The organism is Mycolicibacterium sp. P4_G11 (genome assembly GCF_056555145.1).
Genome location: NZ_JBFUJW010000005.1, coordinates 33,113 through 49,746 on the forward strand (window position 1 = coordinate 33,113; position 16,634 = coordinate 49,746).

The window sequence follows — 16,634 nt, forward strand, 5'->3', positions numbered from 1 at the left end:
GGAGCAATCACACCGGGGCCGTTCGGCTACCGATCCCAAGTTCTGGGTGTGGGAGACGTCAGCCGGCGCGGCCGGCGGTGTTCCGCCAGCGCAGCGGTGGGGCGCCGAAGCGTCGGCTGAACGCCCGGCTGAAACCGGCCTCGGAGGTGTAGCCCACCGCCGCGGCGACCGCGGCCACCGACGCGGTATCCGTTCGCAGCAGCTGGGCGGCCCGGTCCAGCCGGCGATCGATCAGGTAGGCGGCGGGCGGGCGCCCCAGCAGCCGGGTGAACCGCTCGGCGAAGGCGGTCCGCGACAAGTTCGCCATCTGCGCGAGTTCGGCGACCGACCACGGCCTGGCCAGATCCTGGTGAACAGCCGAAAGCACTTGGCCCAGTACCGGATCCAACGCAGCGGTGAGCCAGCCAGACGGCGCCGAGGCGTCCCGCGACCACGCGCGCAGGGTGTGGATGAACAGCAGGTCCAGGATGCGCGAGATCATCACCGCCGAGCCGGGCCGCGGCGCCGCAACCTCTGCCACCAGCAGCCGCAGGCTGACCTCCAGCCACTCACGGTCCACGCCGCGCCCGGGCACCACGATCGCCGGGGGTAGCACCGACAACAGCGGATCGGCGACGGCCTCGTCGAGCGCGAACGTCCCGGTCACCCAGCGTGGTGAATCCTGTTGCGGGAGTTCATCTCCGTCGACGTAGCGGTCCGTGTCGGCTAGGCCGCGAACCGGCACGTTGGGCCCCGCCTGCAGCTGGTGCCGGTCACCCCGGGCCAGCAGTACGAGGTCGCCGTCGCACAGGATGACCGGTGGACCGTCGCCGCTCACCCGCAACCGGACGTCGCCGTGCTCGACGATGTGCAGCAGACGTTGCCCCGGCATCGCGATGTTGAACGGCACGGATCGGGGCGCATAACGGACGACGTCCTGGCCGCGCAGGCGGACGGCGTCGAGGATTTCGGAGAACGCATCCGATCCAGAAACCGGTGAATCAGCAAAGTTTGACGCCGTATCAGTCATTGAACTTGCCTCATCGTCCAAATACTGTCACCGCATGACCGAAAAACCAACAGTCGTCCTGGTCCACGGATTCTGGGGCGGTGCGGCCCACTGGGCCAACGTGATCGTCGAACTGAACCGCCGCGGCTACTCGTCGCTGCACGCGGTGGAGAACCCGCTCACCTCACTGGCCGACGACGCCGAGCGCACTCGCAAGATGGTCAGCCAGGTCGACGGCCCCGTCGTCCTGGTCGGGCACTCGTACGGCGGTGCCGTCATCACCGAAGCCGGTGACCTGCCCAACGTGACCGCCCTGGTTTACATCGCGGCCTTCGCGCCCGATGCCGGCGAGAGCCCGGGAGGGATCACCCAGGAGCTGCCGCCCGCTGCGGCCGCCAACCTCGCACCCGACTCCGACGGCTACCTCTGGGTCCTCCAGGACAAGTTCCACGAGAGCTTCTGTCAGGACCTGTCCGCTGACGACGCACTCGTCATGGCCGTCACCCAAAAGGCCCCGCTGGCATCGACTTTCGGCGACACCGTCACGGCACCGGCCTGGCGGTCCAAGCCGAGTTGGTACCAGGTGTCGACCCAGGACCGGATGATCCACCCGGACAACGAACGCCGCATGGCGCAACGGATGAACCCGCGCAAGATCATCGAACTGGACGCCAGCCACGCGTCGCTCGCCTCCCAAGCGACCGCCGTGGCCGACCTCATCGACGAGGCCGCGACTCAGACGTCCTGAGCCGGCCAGTGCTCCCGCCACTCGTCTGCTGACACCGCACCCAGCGGTGCGGCATCCAATTCCACCGCCACTTCGTCGCCGCGGCGGGCGGCGACGATGCGGCGCTCGGTCGCCCGCACGGTGTCGATGAATTCCAGAGCCACTGTGCGCAAAGCGCTTTCGGCGTCGACGTCGGGTGCCAGGGTCACCGAGGTCAGTCCGGCCGGAAGCAGATCGGCGGGCAACCCGGCCGTGCCGGTCCGTTCGATCAGCTTCTGCGCCAGGGCCAGTGCCGGCAGCGCCGTCGGCACCTCGTCCATGCACGACGTCCGCGCGGCCTTCTCCAGCGACTTACGCTCTTCCCACTGGGCGATCTGGTCTTCCAGCGAAATCTCTTGTCCGGCAAGCACTGCCGGCACGCGGTTGCCCAGTTTGCGGATCAGCGTGTCGGCGACGTCGTCGATGCCGAACGGGTGCAGCGGCGCGTCCTCGGCGATGCGCGCGTGGAACAGCACCTGCAGCAACACATCTCCGAGCTCCTCGCGGACGTCGTCGGCGTTGCCACCCCGGACCGCGTCGAACAGCTCGTACGTCTCTTCCAACAGATAGCGACGCAGCGAGTCGTGCGTCTGCTCGCTCTCCCACGGACCGTTGCTGCGCAGCTTGTCCATCATCGTGACGGCGTCGATGAGCCGCTCTCCGGGCTGCGAACCGTCTGCCGCGATGAGCTTCTCGCCCGCGGCGAGCCGGGCCCGCACCTGGGGATGCTCCGGATCGGAAGACAGCAGCACCGGCGCCGGATTGTCGGACTCGCCGTACGCCGGCCGGCCCGACGGTAGGGACCACGGCACCTTGACCGGCAGTTCCTCGGTGTACTGCACATCGCCGGTGAGCAGGACCAGCGCGTCGATCGGCATCAGCGACGGGCGGCGCGGATCGACCAGGACCACCGTCATGCGTTACCCCCCAGGTCGGTTATATCTACGTCACCGGGCGCTTTCCCGTCGAGCACCAGCAGCAGTCCGGCCACCGCGCGCGCCAGTTCCAGGTCGCGGATACGCGGTGCGCCCACGCCGGCACCGGCCCGTGGAATCGGAATCTGCACCGTCGACGTGGTCGCCCGGTAGTTCGCACCCGGATACATCCGCTTGAGTCGCAGCTGCCCGGAGTCCATGAGCGTCAGGGGCGTCAACCGGATGGTCGAGTCGGAGATCGCGGTCACCTCGGTGACGCCGTACTCGCGGCACAGCAACCGCAGCCGGGCCACGGCGACGAGCCGCTGCGCGGGTTCGGGCAGCGGCCCGTAGCGGTCCACCAGCTCTTCGACCACCGACGCCACCCGCGCGTGATCGGACGCGGCGGCCAACCGGCGGTAGGCCTCGAGCCGCAGCCGGTCGCTGCCGATGTAGTCCGGCGGCAGGTGCGCGTCGATCGGCAGATCGACCCGCACCTCCTTCGCTTCCTCAACGGCCGCAATGGTTTTCCCGTCCACGGCAGCGCGGTAGGCCTCGACGGCCTCGCCGACCAACCGGACGTACAGGTCGAAGCCGACGCCCGCGACGTGCCCGGACTGCTCGACACCGAGCACGTTGCCCGCACCGCGAATCTCGAGGTCTTTCATCGCGACCGCCATACCGGCGCCCAGATCGTTGTTCTGCGCGATGGTGGCCAGCCGGTCGTGCGCGGTCTCGGTGAGCGGCACCTCCGGCGGGTACAGGAAATACGCGTACCCGCGCTCGCGGCTGCGGCCCACCCGGCCACGCAACTGGTGCAGCTGCGACAGGCCGAAGGTGTCGGCCCGCTCGACGATCAGCGTGTTGGCGTTCGAAATGTCAAGGCCCGTCTCGACGATCGTGGTGCACACCAGGATGTCGTAATCGCGGTTCCAGAAGCCCTCGACGGTCTTCTCCAGCAGCTCCTCGGGCATCTGCCCGTGTGCCACCACGACGCGCGCCTCGGGCACCAGCTGGCGCACCCGGGCGGCGGCGCTGTCGATCGACTTCACCCGGTTGTGGATGTAGAACGCCTGCCCGTCGCGCAGCAGCTCGCGCCGCAGCGCCGCGGCGACCTGCTTATCGTCATGCGGCCCAACGTAAGTCAGCACCGGGAAGCGTTCCTCGGGCGGCGTGAGGATGGTGGACATCTCCCGGATGCCGGCCAGGCTCATCTCCAGGGTGCGCGGGATCGGGGTGGCGCTCATGGTCAGCACGTCGACGTGGGTGCGCATCGACTTGATGTGCTCCTTGTGCTCGACGCCGAACCGCTGCTCCTCGTCGACGATCACCAGACCGAGGTCTTTCCAGGTGACGCCGGTCGCCAGCAGCCGGTGGGTGCCGATCACCACGTCGACCGAACCGTCCTTCAAACCCTCGATCACCAAACGGGATTCGGCCGGATCGGTGAACCGGGACAGTCCCTTCACCGTCACCGGGAACCCGGCCATGCGGGCCGCGAAGGTCTGCAGGTGCTGGTCGGCCAGCAGCGTCGTCGGCACCAGCACCGCGACCTGCTTGCCGTCCTGCACCGCCTTGAACGCCGCGCGGACCGCGATCTCGGTCTTGCCGTAGCCGACGTCGCCGCAGATGACGCGGTCCATGGGGACCGGCTTCTCCATGTCGGCCTTGACCTCCGTGATGGCGGTCAGCTGGTCCATGGTCTCGGTGAAGCCGAACGCGTCCTCCATCTCGTTCTGCCACGGGGTGTCCGGGGCGAACGCATGGCCCGGCGCGGACTGCCGCTTGGCGTACAGCGACACCAGCTCGCCGGCGATCTCGCGAACCGCCTTGCGCGCCTTGGTCTTCGTGTTGGTCCAGTCACTGCCGCCGAGCCGGCTCAGCGTGGGCTCCGTACCGCCGACGTACCGCGACAACTGGTCCAGCGAGTCCATCGGCACGTACAGCCGGTCGGACCCGCCGCCGCGTTTGGCCGACGCGTACTCAAGCACCAGGTACTCGCGCCGGGCGCCACCGACCACCCGCTCGGTCATCTCGACGAACTTGCCGATGCCATGCTGGTCGTGCACCACCAGGTCGCCGGCCGTCAACGCCAGCGGGTCGACGACGTTGCGCCGTTTGGCGGCAAGTCTCTTGCCGTCGGTGACCGCGGCCCGGTTGCCCGTCAGGTCGGTCTCGGTGATGACGACGAGGTTGACGCCGGGCAGCACCAGACCGTCGTGCAGCGGACCCTTGAGCACCCCGACGACGCCGACCTTCGGCACCGCGCCGGGCTCCAACATCGTTGCGGCGACATCGGATTCACTGAGCTGCTCGACCACGCGGTGCGCGGTACCGGTACCGGGGGTGACCACCGCGGCGAGTCCGCCGGTGGCGATGTGCGCCCGCAACATCGCGAAGATCTCTTCGAGGCTCTGCTGGCTGCGGGCCGACGGCGCCGGCCGGATGTCGACCTCGACCGCCGTTTCGTTGGCCAGCTGGCTCAGCGTCCACCACGGGTGACCACCGGCGGCCGCGGCTTCCCGGATCTCCACGAAGTCCCGGAATCCCGAACCACCAAGCTGCTCAACGTCAATCGGCGCGTCGCCGCCCACGGCGGCCACCGACCACGAGGCCTCCAGGAACTCGCGGCCGGTCTTGATCAGATCGGCCGCGCGGGTCCGCACCTTCTCCGGGTCGCAGATCAGCAGCGGCGCACCGGCCGGCAGCCGGTCGGTGAGCAACGCCAGGTCGCCCGGACGCAGCACCGGAAGCAGCGCTTCCATACCGTCGACCGGAATGCCCTCGGCGAGCTTCGCCATCATGTCCGCGATGCTGCCGGTGACCTGGTTGTCGCTGCTGGGCAGGCTCGCCCCGATCTCGGCGGCACGTTCGCGGACGTCGGGCGTCAACAGCAGTTCGCGGCAGGGCACCGCGATCATCGTCTCGACGGCGATCTCGGGGATGGACCGCTGGTCGGCCACCGAGAACATCCGCATCTCGGTGACCTCGTCGCCCCAGAACTCGATGCGCACGGGGTGCTCGGCGGTCGGGGTGAAAATGTCGAGAATGCCTCCGCGGACGGCGAATTCGCCGCGCTTGCCGACCATGTCGACCCGGTTGTAGGCCAGCTCGACGAGCCGTGTCACGGTGTCGTCGAAGTCGGCTTCGCCGCCGATGGTCAACGTCACCGGTTCGGCGTCGGTAACCCCGCCGGCCAGCGGCTGCAGTAGCGACCGGGCCGTGGTGACCACGACCCGCAGTGGCGGACCGAGCCGGGTGTCGTCCGGCCGCGCGAGCCGGCGCAGGACGGTCAGCCGGGCGCCGACGGTGTCGACACCGGGCGAGAGCCGCTCGTGCGGCAAGGTCTCCCACGACGGGAACAGCGCCACGGCATCGCCGTGGACGGCCCGCAGCTCGGCGGTGAGATCGTCTGCCTCGCGTCCGGTAGCCGTGACCACCAGCACCGGGCCGGCGGCAGCCAGCGCCGCGGCGACCGGGAGCCGGGCACTGACCGGACCGACCAAAGCCTGCTCGGCGACGCCCTCGGCGGCCTGCCGCGTCAGTTCCTGCAGGCCAGGATCGGTGAGTGCGAGTTGAACGAGCCCCGCCAACGGGGTTTGGATCGATTGCTGCCCCGGGGAGGTCATGATGCCCCCGATTGTAGTTCGCAGGACTTCGTCAATATTGGGCACGGTCCCGTCAAAGGATCGTCAACGGGACGCTCACCCGGCATTTCCGGGCGCAGGCTGGAGCCATGACACTGCTCGACATCCTGCCGTCCCTGCGGGGCGCCATGCGCCCGCGCATCGACACCACCATCTGGCCGCTGACCACCCAGGTCGACGCCTTGGGACGTCTCTGCATCGGGTCGGTGGCGCTCACCGACGTCGCCGACGAGTTCGGCACGCCCGCATACGTTCTGGATGAGACCGATTTCCGCACGCGCGCGCAGCACTACCGCGCCACGTTGCGCGGTGTCGAGGTGGTCTACGCCGCCCAGTCCCTGCTGACCAGGACCGTTGCCGGCTGGGTGCACGATGCCGGCCTCGGCATGGCGGTGTGTTCGACGGCCGAGCTGGCCACGGCCCTCGCCGGCGGCATGGACCCGGCGCGCATCGTGGTCCACGGCAGCGGCAAGTCGGTCGACGAGCTGGCGACGGCCGCGGGCGCCGGGGTGGGCCGCATCGTGCTGGACTCCCCCATCGAGATGGCCTATCTGGCCGGCGTCGCGCGCCGGCCGCAGGCGATGTTGCTGCAGGTCCTGCCCGGTGTCGACGTGCTGCCGATGGTTCACCGGGCGCTGGCCACCCCGCAGCTGCCGCTGGTCGGGCTGTACTGCCACCTGGGCACGCAGATCGCCGAGCCGGAGGTCTACGTCGAGGCCGTCCGCCGGCTGGTCGACACCATGGCTGACGTGCGCGCCGCCCACGGCGTCGTGCTCACCGAGCTGAACATCGGCGGCGGGCACGCCATCGCCTACCGGACCGGGGAACCCGAGCTCGATGTCGCAGCACTCGCCGATTTCCTGGAAGACGCCCTCGACGCCGCCTGCGCCGCGAACCGGTTCCCCCGCCCCCGGCTCGTCGTCGAACCCGGCCGGGCGATCAGCGGACGCGCCGGGGTGACGCTGCACCGGGTGCAGTCGGTATCGGCGCGCACCGACGGACGCGCCGTCATCACCGTCGACGGCAGCCACCCCAACTCCGCACCGATCGCGAATTACACTGTGGCCCTTGCCAACCGGCACCCCCTCGGGCCCACGCGCCAGTCCACGATCGTCGGCCGCGACGGCACGGCCATCGCCGACGACCTCGATCTGCCCGACGACGTCCACCCCGGCGACCTGCTCGCCACCGCCTGCACCGGCGCGTATCACCACAGCACCGCGTCGAACTTCACCATGACGACCCGGCCGCCGGTCATCGCCGTGTGCGAGCGCCGGGTGCGGCCGCTGATCCGCCGGGAGACCACCGCGGACCTGCTGCTGCGCGACTGCGGCTAGCCGCCGAATTCCCGTCAGCCACCCGCTGCGCGAGGCGCTAGGTTGTTGACAGGGAATTCACAGTCCGGGGGGACGGCATGGCAGCACGGTCGGGGGCGACTGCCGAGTGTCGGTGACCATATCCGCGGTGAAGGCTTCCGACCCAGCACGCTTGGCCGATGGTGCGGCGCAGCTACGCGGTGTGGTCAAGCAGCTCGATGAGCTCATCTTCGACGAACAGCGAGCGCTGCATCAGCTTGGCGACGGCTGGGAAGGCACCGCCGCCGACGCCGCGAAGGCCAAGGGCGACTCGCTGGTTCAGCAGCACGAGGCGCTCAAGACGCGGCTCACCGCCATGCAGTCGGCGCTGGAGTCCGCCGGAACCAGCCTGACCGCGCTGCGCGGCACCATCATCGGCATGGTGCAGCAGGTCTTCGCACTCGGCGGCACCGTCAGCGATGACGGCACCGCCTCCGCTACCGGCTCTGGCCAGACATTCACCCCAGAACTCGCCGCGGTCTACACCTCGATCCTCAAGAGCCTGCTGCAGCAGTTCACCGCTGTCGACGAAGCCACCGCTGTCGACGAAGCCACCGCTGCCGCCCTCGACAACGCAGGCAGCGGCAGCGCCCGGAGCAACTTCTTCGGCGACCCACCGGCGTCACCCGCAGGTCGTGAGCTCGACAGCCTCAAGCCACCGGATGGCGCCACCGATACCGAGGTGAACAAGTGGTGGGACGGGCTGAGCCAGGAAGAACAGGACCGGGTCATCGCCGAGCGGCCGGAGTGGATCGGCAATCTCGACGGCGTACCCGGCGCCGCACGGGACCAGGCCAACCGCAATCGGTTGGCCAAGCTACGCAATGACCCGAATCTGACCGGCGAGGAGAAGGGCACCATCTCCGAGATCGACAAAGCCCTGGCCAAGCCCGACAGCCATCTGCTGGTGCTGGATTTCGACGGCGAGCATCCGAAAGTGGCTGTCGCGCTGGGCGATGTCGACACTGCTGATCATGTCAGCGTTTACGTGCCGGGGACCGGCGCAGTCACGTACGACAAGCCCGGCGAGGGCAACGACCTGCCCACCTACGTCGAACAGGCGGGCTGGCTGCGCACCGAGACACAGCGCGTGCTGGAGAAGGCCGGCAAGACCAACGAGACCGTCGCGACCGTCGCCTGGCTCGGCTACGAGCCGCCCGAGAACGTCGGGGAAGCTGCCAGCGCCCATTACGCGAACGACAACGCGCCGAAGCTGGCGTCGTTCATCAACGGCCTCGACAGTTCCCGCGACGCCGACCCGCATCTGACGGTGCTCGGCCATTCCTACGGTTCGACACTGGCCAGCGAGGCGCTGCAGCGCGGGACGGCCGCCGACGACGTCGTCTTCATGGGCTCGCCCGGCCTGGAGACCAACCCCATGCAGTATCTCCACGACACGACACCGTCAGACCTGCACCTGACCCAGGGTCACGTGTACGTCGAACACGCGAAGAACGACGTCGTCGCCAACCTCGGCCGGTATGGCTCGACCATTCCGTCGGACCTGCCAGGCTTCATCGATCTGTCGACCAACGCCGAGACCACACCGTTGGGACCGCGCGGTGAATCGACGGGACACAGCAAGTACTCGTTCGTCGACACCACGGCGCTCTACAACCAGGCCGTCGTCATGGCAGGACTGGGCCAGGACAACCGATTCGTCAAAGTGGAGGATTGATGTGGCGGCTATCGATAGCACTCATGCTCGCGGCGGTACTCACGGGATGCGGTCCGGTGTCTGAGATGTTCGGGTCGACGTCGTACACGGGTCGGGCAAAAGACGACTACGGCTACGGCACCGCAAGCGAATTGCAGCCCCTTTTGGCTCGCCGCGACGCCGAGGAAGTCCTCGCCGAACGCGACCGCATGATCGGCGACATCATCACCGAACTGACGCGCGTCATGCCCGGATCCCAGTGGTTCCCGAACCGCAACGAGACCTCGGTGATCTGCGGCGACTACGGATCAACCAAAGGCAGCCGGTACTTCGGCCGGAACTGGGTGGCAAAAATGCCGATACCGGCCGACCAATGGCAGCGGATTTCGCAGGCCGTCATCGACGTCGCCGCCAAGTACGGCTACACCAAAGTCGAGAGCCGCAGTCAGAATCCCGTCGGCGACCAGGCGACCGACATGATCATCACCGACAGCGAGGACGGCCGGCTGGCGTTCGGCGCACAGGTCGCCACGGTGCTCCAGGTGACGACCGGTTGCTACCTCACCGCCGAAGACAAGCGGCAAGCCCGCGAAGCCGCCCCGAAGTAGTCAGCCCTCGTGCAGTTCCGGGTCGGACTCGAGATGCGTCAGGCCGTTCCACATCAGATTGACCAGGTGCGCCGCGACCACTTCCTTCTTCGGTTCGCGGGTGTCCAGCCACCACTGCGCGGACATCGACACCGAGCCGACGAGCGCCTGCGCATAGAGCGGGGCCAGCTCCGGGTCGAGCCCGCGGCGGGAGAAGTCGCCGGCCAGGATCGAGCTGACCTGGTTGACCGCGTCGTTGAGCAGCGTCGAGTAGGTGCCCGACGTAATGGCCGCCGGCGAGTCGCGGATCAGGATGCGGAAGCCGTCGGTGTGTTCCTCGACGTACGTCAGCAGTGCCAGCGCCACCCGTTCGACCCGCACCCGCGACCGGTTGTTGGTCAGCGACGACGTGATGCCGTCGAGCAGCGCGGACATCTCGCGGTCGACGACGACGGCGTACAGGCCTTCCTTACCGCCGAAATGCTCGTAGACCACGGGCTTGGAGACATTGGCGCGCTGCGCGATCTCCTCGATGGACGTGCCGTCGTAGCCGCGCTCCGCGAACAGCGACTTCGCGATCTCGATCAGCTGCTGACGGCGTTCACTGCCGGTCATGCGCGCACGAGGGCTGCGCGCTCCGTTCTCCGCCGCTGCCATGGTCGCCAGCGTATCCGCTTGCACTAGAGTCTCTGGCGAGCAATCCGTCGTGGTGTAATCGGCAGCACCTCTGATTTTGGTTCAGATAGTTCAGGTTCGAGTCCTGGCGACGGAGCGAGGCTTGCCGAGCGACTATCGGCACAGCGCCAAGCAGCAAAGCGCGACATCGCGTAGAGAGAGGCGTACGTGACTCGAGGCGAAGCCGCCGTCATCGTCCTGGCCGCTGGGTCAGGCACCCGGATGCGCTCCGACATTCCGAAGGTCCTGCATACGCTGGCCGGCCGCAGCATGCTCGCGCACGCGCTGCACGCCGTGGCCAAGGTCAATCCGACGCACCTCGTCGTGGTCGTCGGCAAGGAACGCGAGCGGGTCACCGCACACGTGCACGAGATCGCGGGCGGACTCGGCCGGACCGTCACCGTCGCCATCCAAGACGAGCAGCTCGGCACCGGGCACGCCGTCAGCTGCGGCCTGTCCGCGCTCCCCGCCGACTTCGCCGGCACAGTCGTGGTCACCGCAGGTGACGTTCCGCTGCTCGACGCCGACACCCTCGCCAACCTCGTCGACACCCACGCCACCGCCACCGCGGCCGCGACGGTGCTCACCACCACCGTCACCAACCCCACCGGCTACGGCCGCATCCTGCGCACGCAGGACCACGAGGTGATCGGCATCGTCGAGCAGGCCGACGCCACCGAATCCCAGCGCGCCATCCGCGAGGTGAACTCCGGGGTGTACGCGTTCGACGCCACAGCATTGCGCTCGGCGCTGAGCCGGCTGCGGTCGGACAACGCCCAGCAGGAGCTCTACCTCACCGACGCCATCTCGATCGTGCGCGGCGACGGCCAGATCGTCCGGGCCCACCACGTCGACGACAGCGCGCAGGTCTCCGGCGTCAACGACCGGGTGCAGCTGTCCGAGGTGGCCGCCGAGCTGAACCGCCGCATCATCGCCGGTCACCAACGCGCGGGCGTCACGATCATCGACCCGGGCACCACCTGGATCGACGTCGACGTCAGCATCGGCCGCGACACCGTCGTCAAGCAGTGCACCCAGCTGCTGGGCGCCACCGACATCGGCGCGAAGTGCGTCATCGGCCCCGACACCACACTGACCGACATGGAGGTCGGTGACGGCGCCGAGGTGATCCGCACCCACGGGCAGCTGGCGGTCATCGGTGCCGGCGCCACCGTCGGCCCCTTCACGTACCTGCGGCCGGGCACCGAGCTGGGCGCCGACGGCAAGCTGGGCGCGTTCGTCGAGGTCAAGAACTCCAAGATCGGAACCGGCACCAAGGTGCCGCATCTGACGTACGTCGGGGACGCCGACATCGGCGAGTACAGCAACATCGGCGCGTCCAGCGTCTTCGTCAACTACGACGGCGAGAACAAGAGCCGCACCACCATCGGTTCGCACGTGCGCACCGGCTCGGACACGATGTTCGTCGCACCCGTGACCGTCGGCGACGGTGCCTACACCGGCGCCGGCACCGTGGTCCGCGAGGACGTGCCACCCGGAGCGCTGGCCGTTTCCAAAGGTGAGCAGCGCAATATCGAGGGCTGGGTGGAGCGCAAGCGGCCCGAGTCGAAGGCCGCGGAGGCCGCGCGCAAGGCGCGCGAACAGGGCTGATGACGCCGGTGAGGGCGATGCACGAAAACGGTGCCGAATCCGTGCACAGCACTCACACTCGAAGTCTGCTGTTGGTGTTCCGGTAACCCGGCAACGGTTCCTGGTTACCGACAAGTACCATTACGACGTATCGATCCCCCACCGCGAAAGCAGCACACAGTGGCCACGGACTGGACCGACAACCGCAAAAATCTGATGCTCTTCTCGGGGCGCGCGCACCCCGAACTGGCCGAACAGGTCGCCAAAGAGCTCGGCATCGAGGTCACCCCGCAGACGTCCCGGGACTTCGCGAACGGCGAGATCTTCGTCCGTTTCGACGAGTCGGTGCGTGGCTGCGACGCCTTCGTGCTGCAGAGCCATCCCGCGCCGCTGAATCAGTGGCTGATGGAACAGCTCATCATGATCGACGCGCTCAAGCGCGGGTCCGCCAAGCGGATCACCGCGATCCTGCCGTTCTACCCGTACGCGCGCCAGGACAAGAAGCACCGCGGCCGCGAGCCCATCTCGGCCCGTCTGATCGCCGACCTGCTCAAGACCGCCGGCGCCGACCGCATCGTCTCGGTCGACCTGCACACCGACCAGATCCAGGGCTTCTTCGACGGTCCGGTCGACCACATGCGTGGGCAGTCGCTGCTGTGCGGCTACATCGGCGACAAGTACGGCGACTCCGACCTGGTCGTGGTCTCCCCGGACTCCGGCCGCGTGCGCGTCGCCGAGAAGTGGGCCGACTCCCTGGGCGGCGTGCCGCTGGCGTTCATCCACAAGACCCGCGATCCGCTGGTCCCCAACCAGGTCAAGGCCAACCGCGTCGTCGGTGAAGTCAAGGGCAAGACCTGCATCCTGACCGACGACATGATCGACACCGGTGGCACCATCGCCGGCGCGGTCAAGCTGTTGCGTGAGGACGGGGCCAAGGACGTCATCATCGCCGCCACCCACGGTGTGCTGTCCGACCCGGCTGCCCAGCGCCTGGCCGACTGCGGCGCCCGCGAGGTCATCGTCACCAACACGCTGCCCATCACGCCGGACAAGCAGTTCCCGGCACTGACCGTGCTGTCGATCGCGCCGCTGCTGGCGTCGACCATCCGCGCGGTGTTCGAAAACGGCTCGGTCACCGGCCTTTTCGACGGATCTGCCTAACAATGGCCGCCCGCATCTACCACAACCCGAAGTGCTCGACCTCCCGTAAGACGCTGGATCTGCTGCGGGAGAACGGCATCGAGCCCGAGGTCGTGCAGTATCTGAAGACGCCGCCGACCCGTGCCGAGCTGGTGGCGATGATCAAAGATGCGGGCATCGACGTGCGCACCGCGGTACGCAAGCGCGAATCCCTCTACGCCGAGCTGAATCTGGCCGACGCCACCGACGAGCAGCTGCTCGACGCCATGGCCGAACATCCCATCCTGATCGAGCGGCCGTTCGTCGTCACCACCAAAGGCACCCGGCTGGCCCGCCCGATCGACGCGGTCCGCGAGATTCTGTGATCCTGCGCAGGGTTTGTGCCGCCGCTGTGGTGGCGCTGGCACTCACCGCGTGCGAGACGAAAACGCCTGACTACAAGTCGATCTGGTCGACGACGCCGACCACCAGCACGACGCCGGTGGACAAGGCCAGTCTGATTCCGTTCCCGGACTACCTGAACAAGCTCGGGGTGCAGAGCAAGCAGGTCATTCCCGACCAGCTCACCGACCTCAAGGTGACGCTGCCCCGGCCGCAGGGCTGGACGGGGTACAAGAACCTCAATTACTCGCCCGGCACTGTGACGATCGCCAAGAACGACACCTATCCCCTGGCGATGCTGATGGTGTTCCAGCTGTCCGGAGACTTCGACGTCAAGGATGCCCTCAAGCATTCCGACGCCGATGCCCTGCTGTCCGAGAACTTCAAGAAGCTCTACAGCTCGGGTGACGACTTCCAGGGCTACCCGTCGGCGATGATCGAGGGCAGCTACGACCTGCACAACCGCCGGATGCAGTCCTACAACCGGATCGTGATCGCCCAGCCGGCCCCGCCGCGACCGGGTATCCACTACCTGATCCAGCTGACCATCACGACGTATGCCGAACAGGCCAAGGACCAGGCCGGCGACATCGAGGCGATCATCAAGGGCTTCTCCGTCGGCCCCAAGTAGCGCTGCGGCACTAAGCTCGCGGTCATGAGTGAATGGACCGCCGCCGACCTGCCTTCTTTCGCCGGCCGCACCGTCGTCGTCACCGGCGCCAACAGTGGCCTCGGCGAGGTCACCGCCCGTGAACTGGCCCGCGTGGGCGCCAAGGTCATCCTCGCCTGCCGCAACACCGCCAAGGGCGACGCCGCAGCCGCGGGCATGACCGGCGACGTCGAGGTTCGGCCCCTGGATCTGCAGAGCCTGGCCTCGGTGAGTGAGTTCGCCGCCGGTGTCGACAAGGTCGACGTGCTGATCAACAACGCCGGCATCATGGCGGTGCCGTTCTCCCTGACCGAGGACGGCTTCGAGAGCCAGATCGGCACGAACCACTTGGGGCATTTCGCCCTGACCAACCTGCTGCTGCCCAAGATCACCGACCGCGTGGTCACGGTGTCGTCCGAGCTGCACATGCTGGGCTACATCAGCCTGAAAGACCTGAACTGGAAGTCGCGGCCGTATTCGGCATGGTTGGCGTACGGGCAGTCGAAGCTGGCGAATCTGCTGTTCACCAAGGACCTACAGCGCCGGCTGTCGCTGGCCGGTTCGTCCGTGCGGGCACTGACCGCGCACCCGGGCTACTCGGCGACCAACCTGCAGGGCCAGACCGGCAACGAGTTGGGCGACAAGTTCTGGCTCGCCGCCAACAAGATCGCCACCCCCGCCGCCTTCGGCGCCCAGCAGACGCTGTTCGCGGCGTCGCAGGACCTGCCGGGCAACACGTTCGTCGGCCCGAAATTCGGCTTCCGCGGGCCGACCGGGCCGACGCAGCTGATCAAGCCTGCCGGCCGGTCAGCACGCACCGCGACCGCCCTCTGGGACCTGTCTGCCCAGCTCACCGCCACTGAATTTCCGCTCTGAGGGGCGTTTCCGCTAGTCTGACTGACGATCACGGCGAGGGTAGGTCCACCAGGACCACCGTTATCGACGGGAACTTCACAGCACTGATGTGCGCTGATATCCCAGCCCTGGCCGTGCCACCCAGTAGATACGGCATCAGGAGCGATTCACATGGCCAAGAACGCGGCCCCCACCTCGAACAATCTGACCGCTGAGGTCCGCACCCGGACCGGCAAGGGCGCCTCGCGTCTGGCCCGTCGCGAAGGCCGCGTGCCGGTCGTCCTGTACGGCCACGGCACCGAGCCGCAGCACCTCGAGATCAACGCCCGCGAGTACGCTGCCGTGCTGCGTAACTCGGGTACCAACGCGGTGCTGACCCTCGACATCGCCGGCAAGGAGCAGCTCGCGCTGACCAAGCAGGTCGTCGTTCACCCGATCAAGCGCAACATCCAGCACGCCGACCTGATCGTCGTGAAGCGTGGCGAGAAGGTCACCGTCGACGTGAGCATCGTCGTCGAGGGTGACGCCCAGTCCGGCACCCTGGTGGCCCAGGACACCAACACCATCCAGATCGAGGCCGACGTCCAGTCGATCCCCGAGTCGCTGACCGTGTCGGTCGAGGGCATCGAGGCCGGTACCCAGATCCTGGCCGGCCAGGTCGAACTGCCCGCGGGCGTCACGCTGGTGACCGACCCCGAGGTGCTGGTCATCAACGTCGTCGCGGCGCCGACCGCTGAGGACCTCGAGGCCGAGGGCTCCGGCGAAGAGGCCGCTTCGGGCGAGGCCGCTGCCGAGGGCGAGGCGGCCGCAGAGGCCGCTGCCGAGTCGGAGTAATTCGCTTTGGCCGAACCGCTTTTGGTGGTCGGCCTGGGCAATCCTGGGCCGCGCTACGAAACAACGCGGCACAACGTTGGATTTCTGGTTGCCGACATCCTGGCCGAGCGCATCGGCGCAGGGTTCAAGGTGCACAAGAAATCCGGAGCTGAAGTCACCACGGGCCGGCTGGGAGGCCGGTCCGTGGTGCTCGCCAAGCCGCGCACCTACATGAACGAATCCGGTAGGCACATCGGGCCTTTGGCGAAGTTCTATTCCGTCGAGCCGGCCGACATCGTGGTTATTCACGACGAGCTGGACATCGACTTCGGCCGCATCCGGCTCAAGTTCGGTGGCGGCGAGGGCGGTCACAATGGTCTTCGTTCCATTGCTTCCGCCCTGGGCACCAAGGATTTTCAACGCGTCCGCATCGGCGTGGGCCGCCCGCCGGGGCGGCAAGACCCGGCGGCGTTCGTGCTGGAGAACTTCAATTCGAAGGAACGGCCCGAGTTGGGCACCATCCTCGAACAAGCCTCCGACGCAACGGAATTGCTGCTGCAGCACGGCGTCGAGGCGGCGCAGAACACCGTCCACGCCTGGTAGCCGATCTGCCCAAG

The 16,634-nt window shown here is 67.8% G+C and carries 15 protein-coding genes and 1 tRNA gene; 12 read left to right on the plus strand and 4 right to left on the minus strand.

What is annotated here, in order from left to right; translation table 11 throughout:
• Positions 1-58: 58 nt before the first annotated feature.
• The gene (locus tag AC1U2B_RS11415; protein WP_480216891.1) at positions 59-1,009 is read right to left on the minus strand and encodes a cupin domain-containing protein; all 951 of its coding nucleotides are present in this window, start codon (positions 1,007-1,009) and stop codon (positions 59-61) included.
• A gap of 34 nt (positions 1,010-1,043) precedes the next feature.
• Between AC1U2B_RS11415 and AC1U2B_RS11420 the strand changes: the two genes are divergently transcribed.
• Positions 1,044-1,736, plus strand: coding sequence for an alpha/beta hydrolase (locus AC1U2B_RS11420; RefSeq protein ID WP_480216892.1), 693 nt, complete (start codon positions 1,044-1,046; stop codon positions 1,734-1,736).
• On the opposite strand, the gene AC1U2B_RS11425 is transcribed toward AC1U2B_RS11420, so the two are convergent.
• Both AC1U2B_RS11425 and mfd read right to left on the minus strand, forming a co-directional pair.
• Complete coding sequence (locus tag AC1U2B_RS11425; protein WP_480216893.1) at positions 1,724-2,671, minus strand: nucleoside triphosphate pyrophosphohydrolase; 948 nt, start codon at positions 2,669-2,671, stop codon at positions 1,724-1,726. The two genes, AC1U2B_RS11420 and AC1U2B_RS11425, sit on opposite strands and share 13 nt — an antisense overlap.
• A complete protein-coding gene (mfd, locus tag AC1U2B_RS11430) occupies positions 2,668-6,297 on the minus strand; it encodes a transcription-repair coupling factor (protein ID WP_480216894.1) in 3,630 nt (1,209 codons plus the stop codon). Before mfd ends, AC1U2B_RS11425 begins: the two co-directional genes overlap by 4 nt.
• Positions 6,298-6,404: 107 nt before the next feature.
• Here mfd and AC1U2B_RS11435 point away from each other — a divergent pair, with 107 nt between their 5' ends.
• The 3 genes from AC1U2B_RS11435 to AC1U2B_RS11445 all read left to right on the plus strand — a co-directional run bounded on the left by AC1U2B_RS11435 (position 6,405) and on the right by AC1U2B_RS11445 (position 9,935).
• Positions 6,405-7,652 carry a diaminopimelate decarboxylase family protein gene (locus AC1U2B_RS11435; protein ID WP_480216895.1) on the plus strand — a complete coding sequence of 416 codons (1,248 nt, stop codon included), beginning with the start codon at positions 6,405-6,407 and terminating at the stop codon, positions 7,650-7,652.
• A gap of 127 nt (positions 7,653-7,779) precedes the next feature.
• A complete protein-coding gene (locus tag AC1U2B_RS11440; RefSeq protein WP_480216896.1) occupies positions 7,780-9,348 on the plus strand; it encodes an alpha/beta hydrolase in 1,569 nt (522 codons plus the stop codon).
• A 65-nt stretch (positions 9,349-9,413) separates the two neighbouring features.
• Positions 9,414-9,935 (plus strand): LppA family lipoprotein, encoded by a 522-nt coding sequence (locus AC1U2B_RS11445; protein WP_260937880.1) that lies wholly within the window; start codon positions 9,414-9,416, stop codon positions 9,933-9,935.
• Here the strand turns inward: AC1U2B_RS11445 and AC1U2B_RS11450 are convergent, their stop codons facing one another.
• A complete protein-coding gene (locus AC1U2B_RS11450) occupies positions 9,936-10,529 on the minus strand; it encodes a TetR/AcrR family transcriptional regulator (RefSeq protein WP_043398953.1) in 594 nt (197 codons plus the stop codon). It abuts the gene before it with no gap.
• Positions 10,530-10,614: 85 nt separating this feature from the next.
• Between AC1U2B_RS11450 and AC1U2B_RS11455 the strand changes: the two genes are divergently transcribed.
• From AC1U2B_RS11455 to pth, 8 genes are all read left to right on the plus strand, one after another.
• A tRNA-Gln gene (locus tag AC1U2B_RS11455) sits at positions 10,615-10,686 on the plus strand.
• A gap of 125 nt (positions 10,687-10,811) precedes the next feature.
• The gene (gene glmU / locus AC1U2B_RS11460; protein ID WP_480217290.1) at positions 10,812-12,200 is read left to right on the plus strand and encodes a bifunctional UDP-N-acetylglucosamine diphosphorylase/glucosamine-1-phosphate N-acetyltransferase GlmU; all 1,389 of its coding nucleotides are present in this window, start codon (positions 10,812-10,814) and stop codon (positions 12,198-12,200) included.
• 159 nt (positions 12,201-12,359) lie between these two features.
• On the plus strand, positions 12,360-13,340 hold the full coding sequence (locus tag AC1U2B_RS11465) for a ribose-phosphate diphosphokinase (RefSeq protein ID WP_043398950.1): 981 nt from the start codon (positions 12,360-12,362) through the stop codon (positions 13,338-13,340).
• Positions 13,341-13,342: 2 nt separating this feature from the next.
• Entirely contained in the window at positions 13,343-13,684 is a 342-nt protein-coding gene (arsC, locus tag AC1U2B_RS11470; protein ID WP_480216897.1) for an arsenate reductase (glutaredoxin), read from the plus strand.
• Complete coding sequence (locus AC1U2B_RS11475) at positions 13,681-14,331, plus strand: LpqN/LpqT family lipoprotein (protein WP_480216898.1); 651 nt, start codon at positions 13,681-13,683, stop codon at positions 14,329-14,331. The genes arsC and AC1U2B_RS11475 overlap by 4 nt, the downstream gene beginning before the upstream one ends.
• 24 nt (positions 14,332-14,355) lie before the next feature.
• Positions 14,356-15,225, plus strand: a complete 870-nt coding sequence (locus tag AC1U2B_RS11480) for an oxidoreductase (protein WP_480216899.1) — start codon at positions 14,356-14,358, stop codon at positions 15,223-15,225.
• A gap of 150 nt (positions 15,226-15,375) precedes the next feature.
• Positions 15,376-16,038 (plus strand): 50S ribosomal protein L25/general stress protein Ctc, encoded by a 663-nt coding sequence (locus AC1U2B_RS11485; protein ID WP_020099098.1) that lies wholly within the window; start codon positions 15,376-15,378, stop codon positions 16,036-16,038.
• A 6-nt stretch (positions 16,039-16,044) separates the two neighbouring features.
• On the plus strand, positions 16,045-16,620 hold the full coding sequence (pth, locus tag AC1U2B_RS11490; protein WP_133763328.1) for an aminoacyl-tRNA hydrolase: 576 nt from the start codon (positions 16,045-16,047) through the stop codon (positions 16,618-16,620).
• Positions 16,621-16,634: the final 14 nt, after the last annotated feature.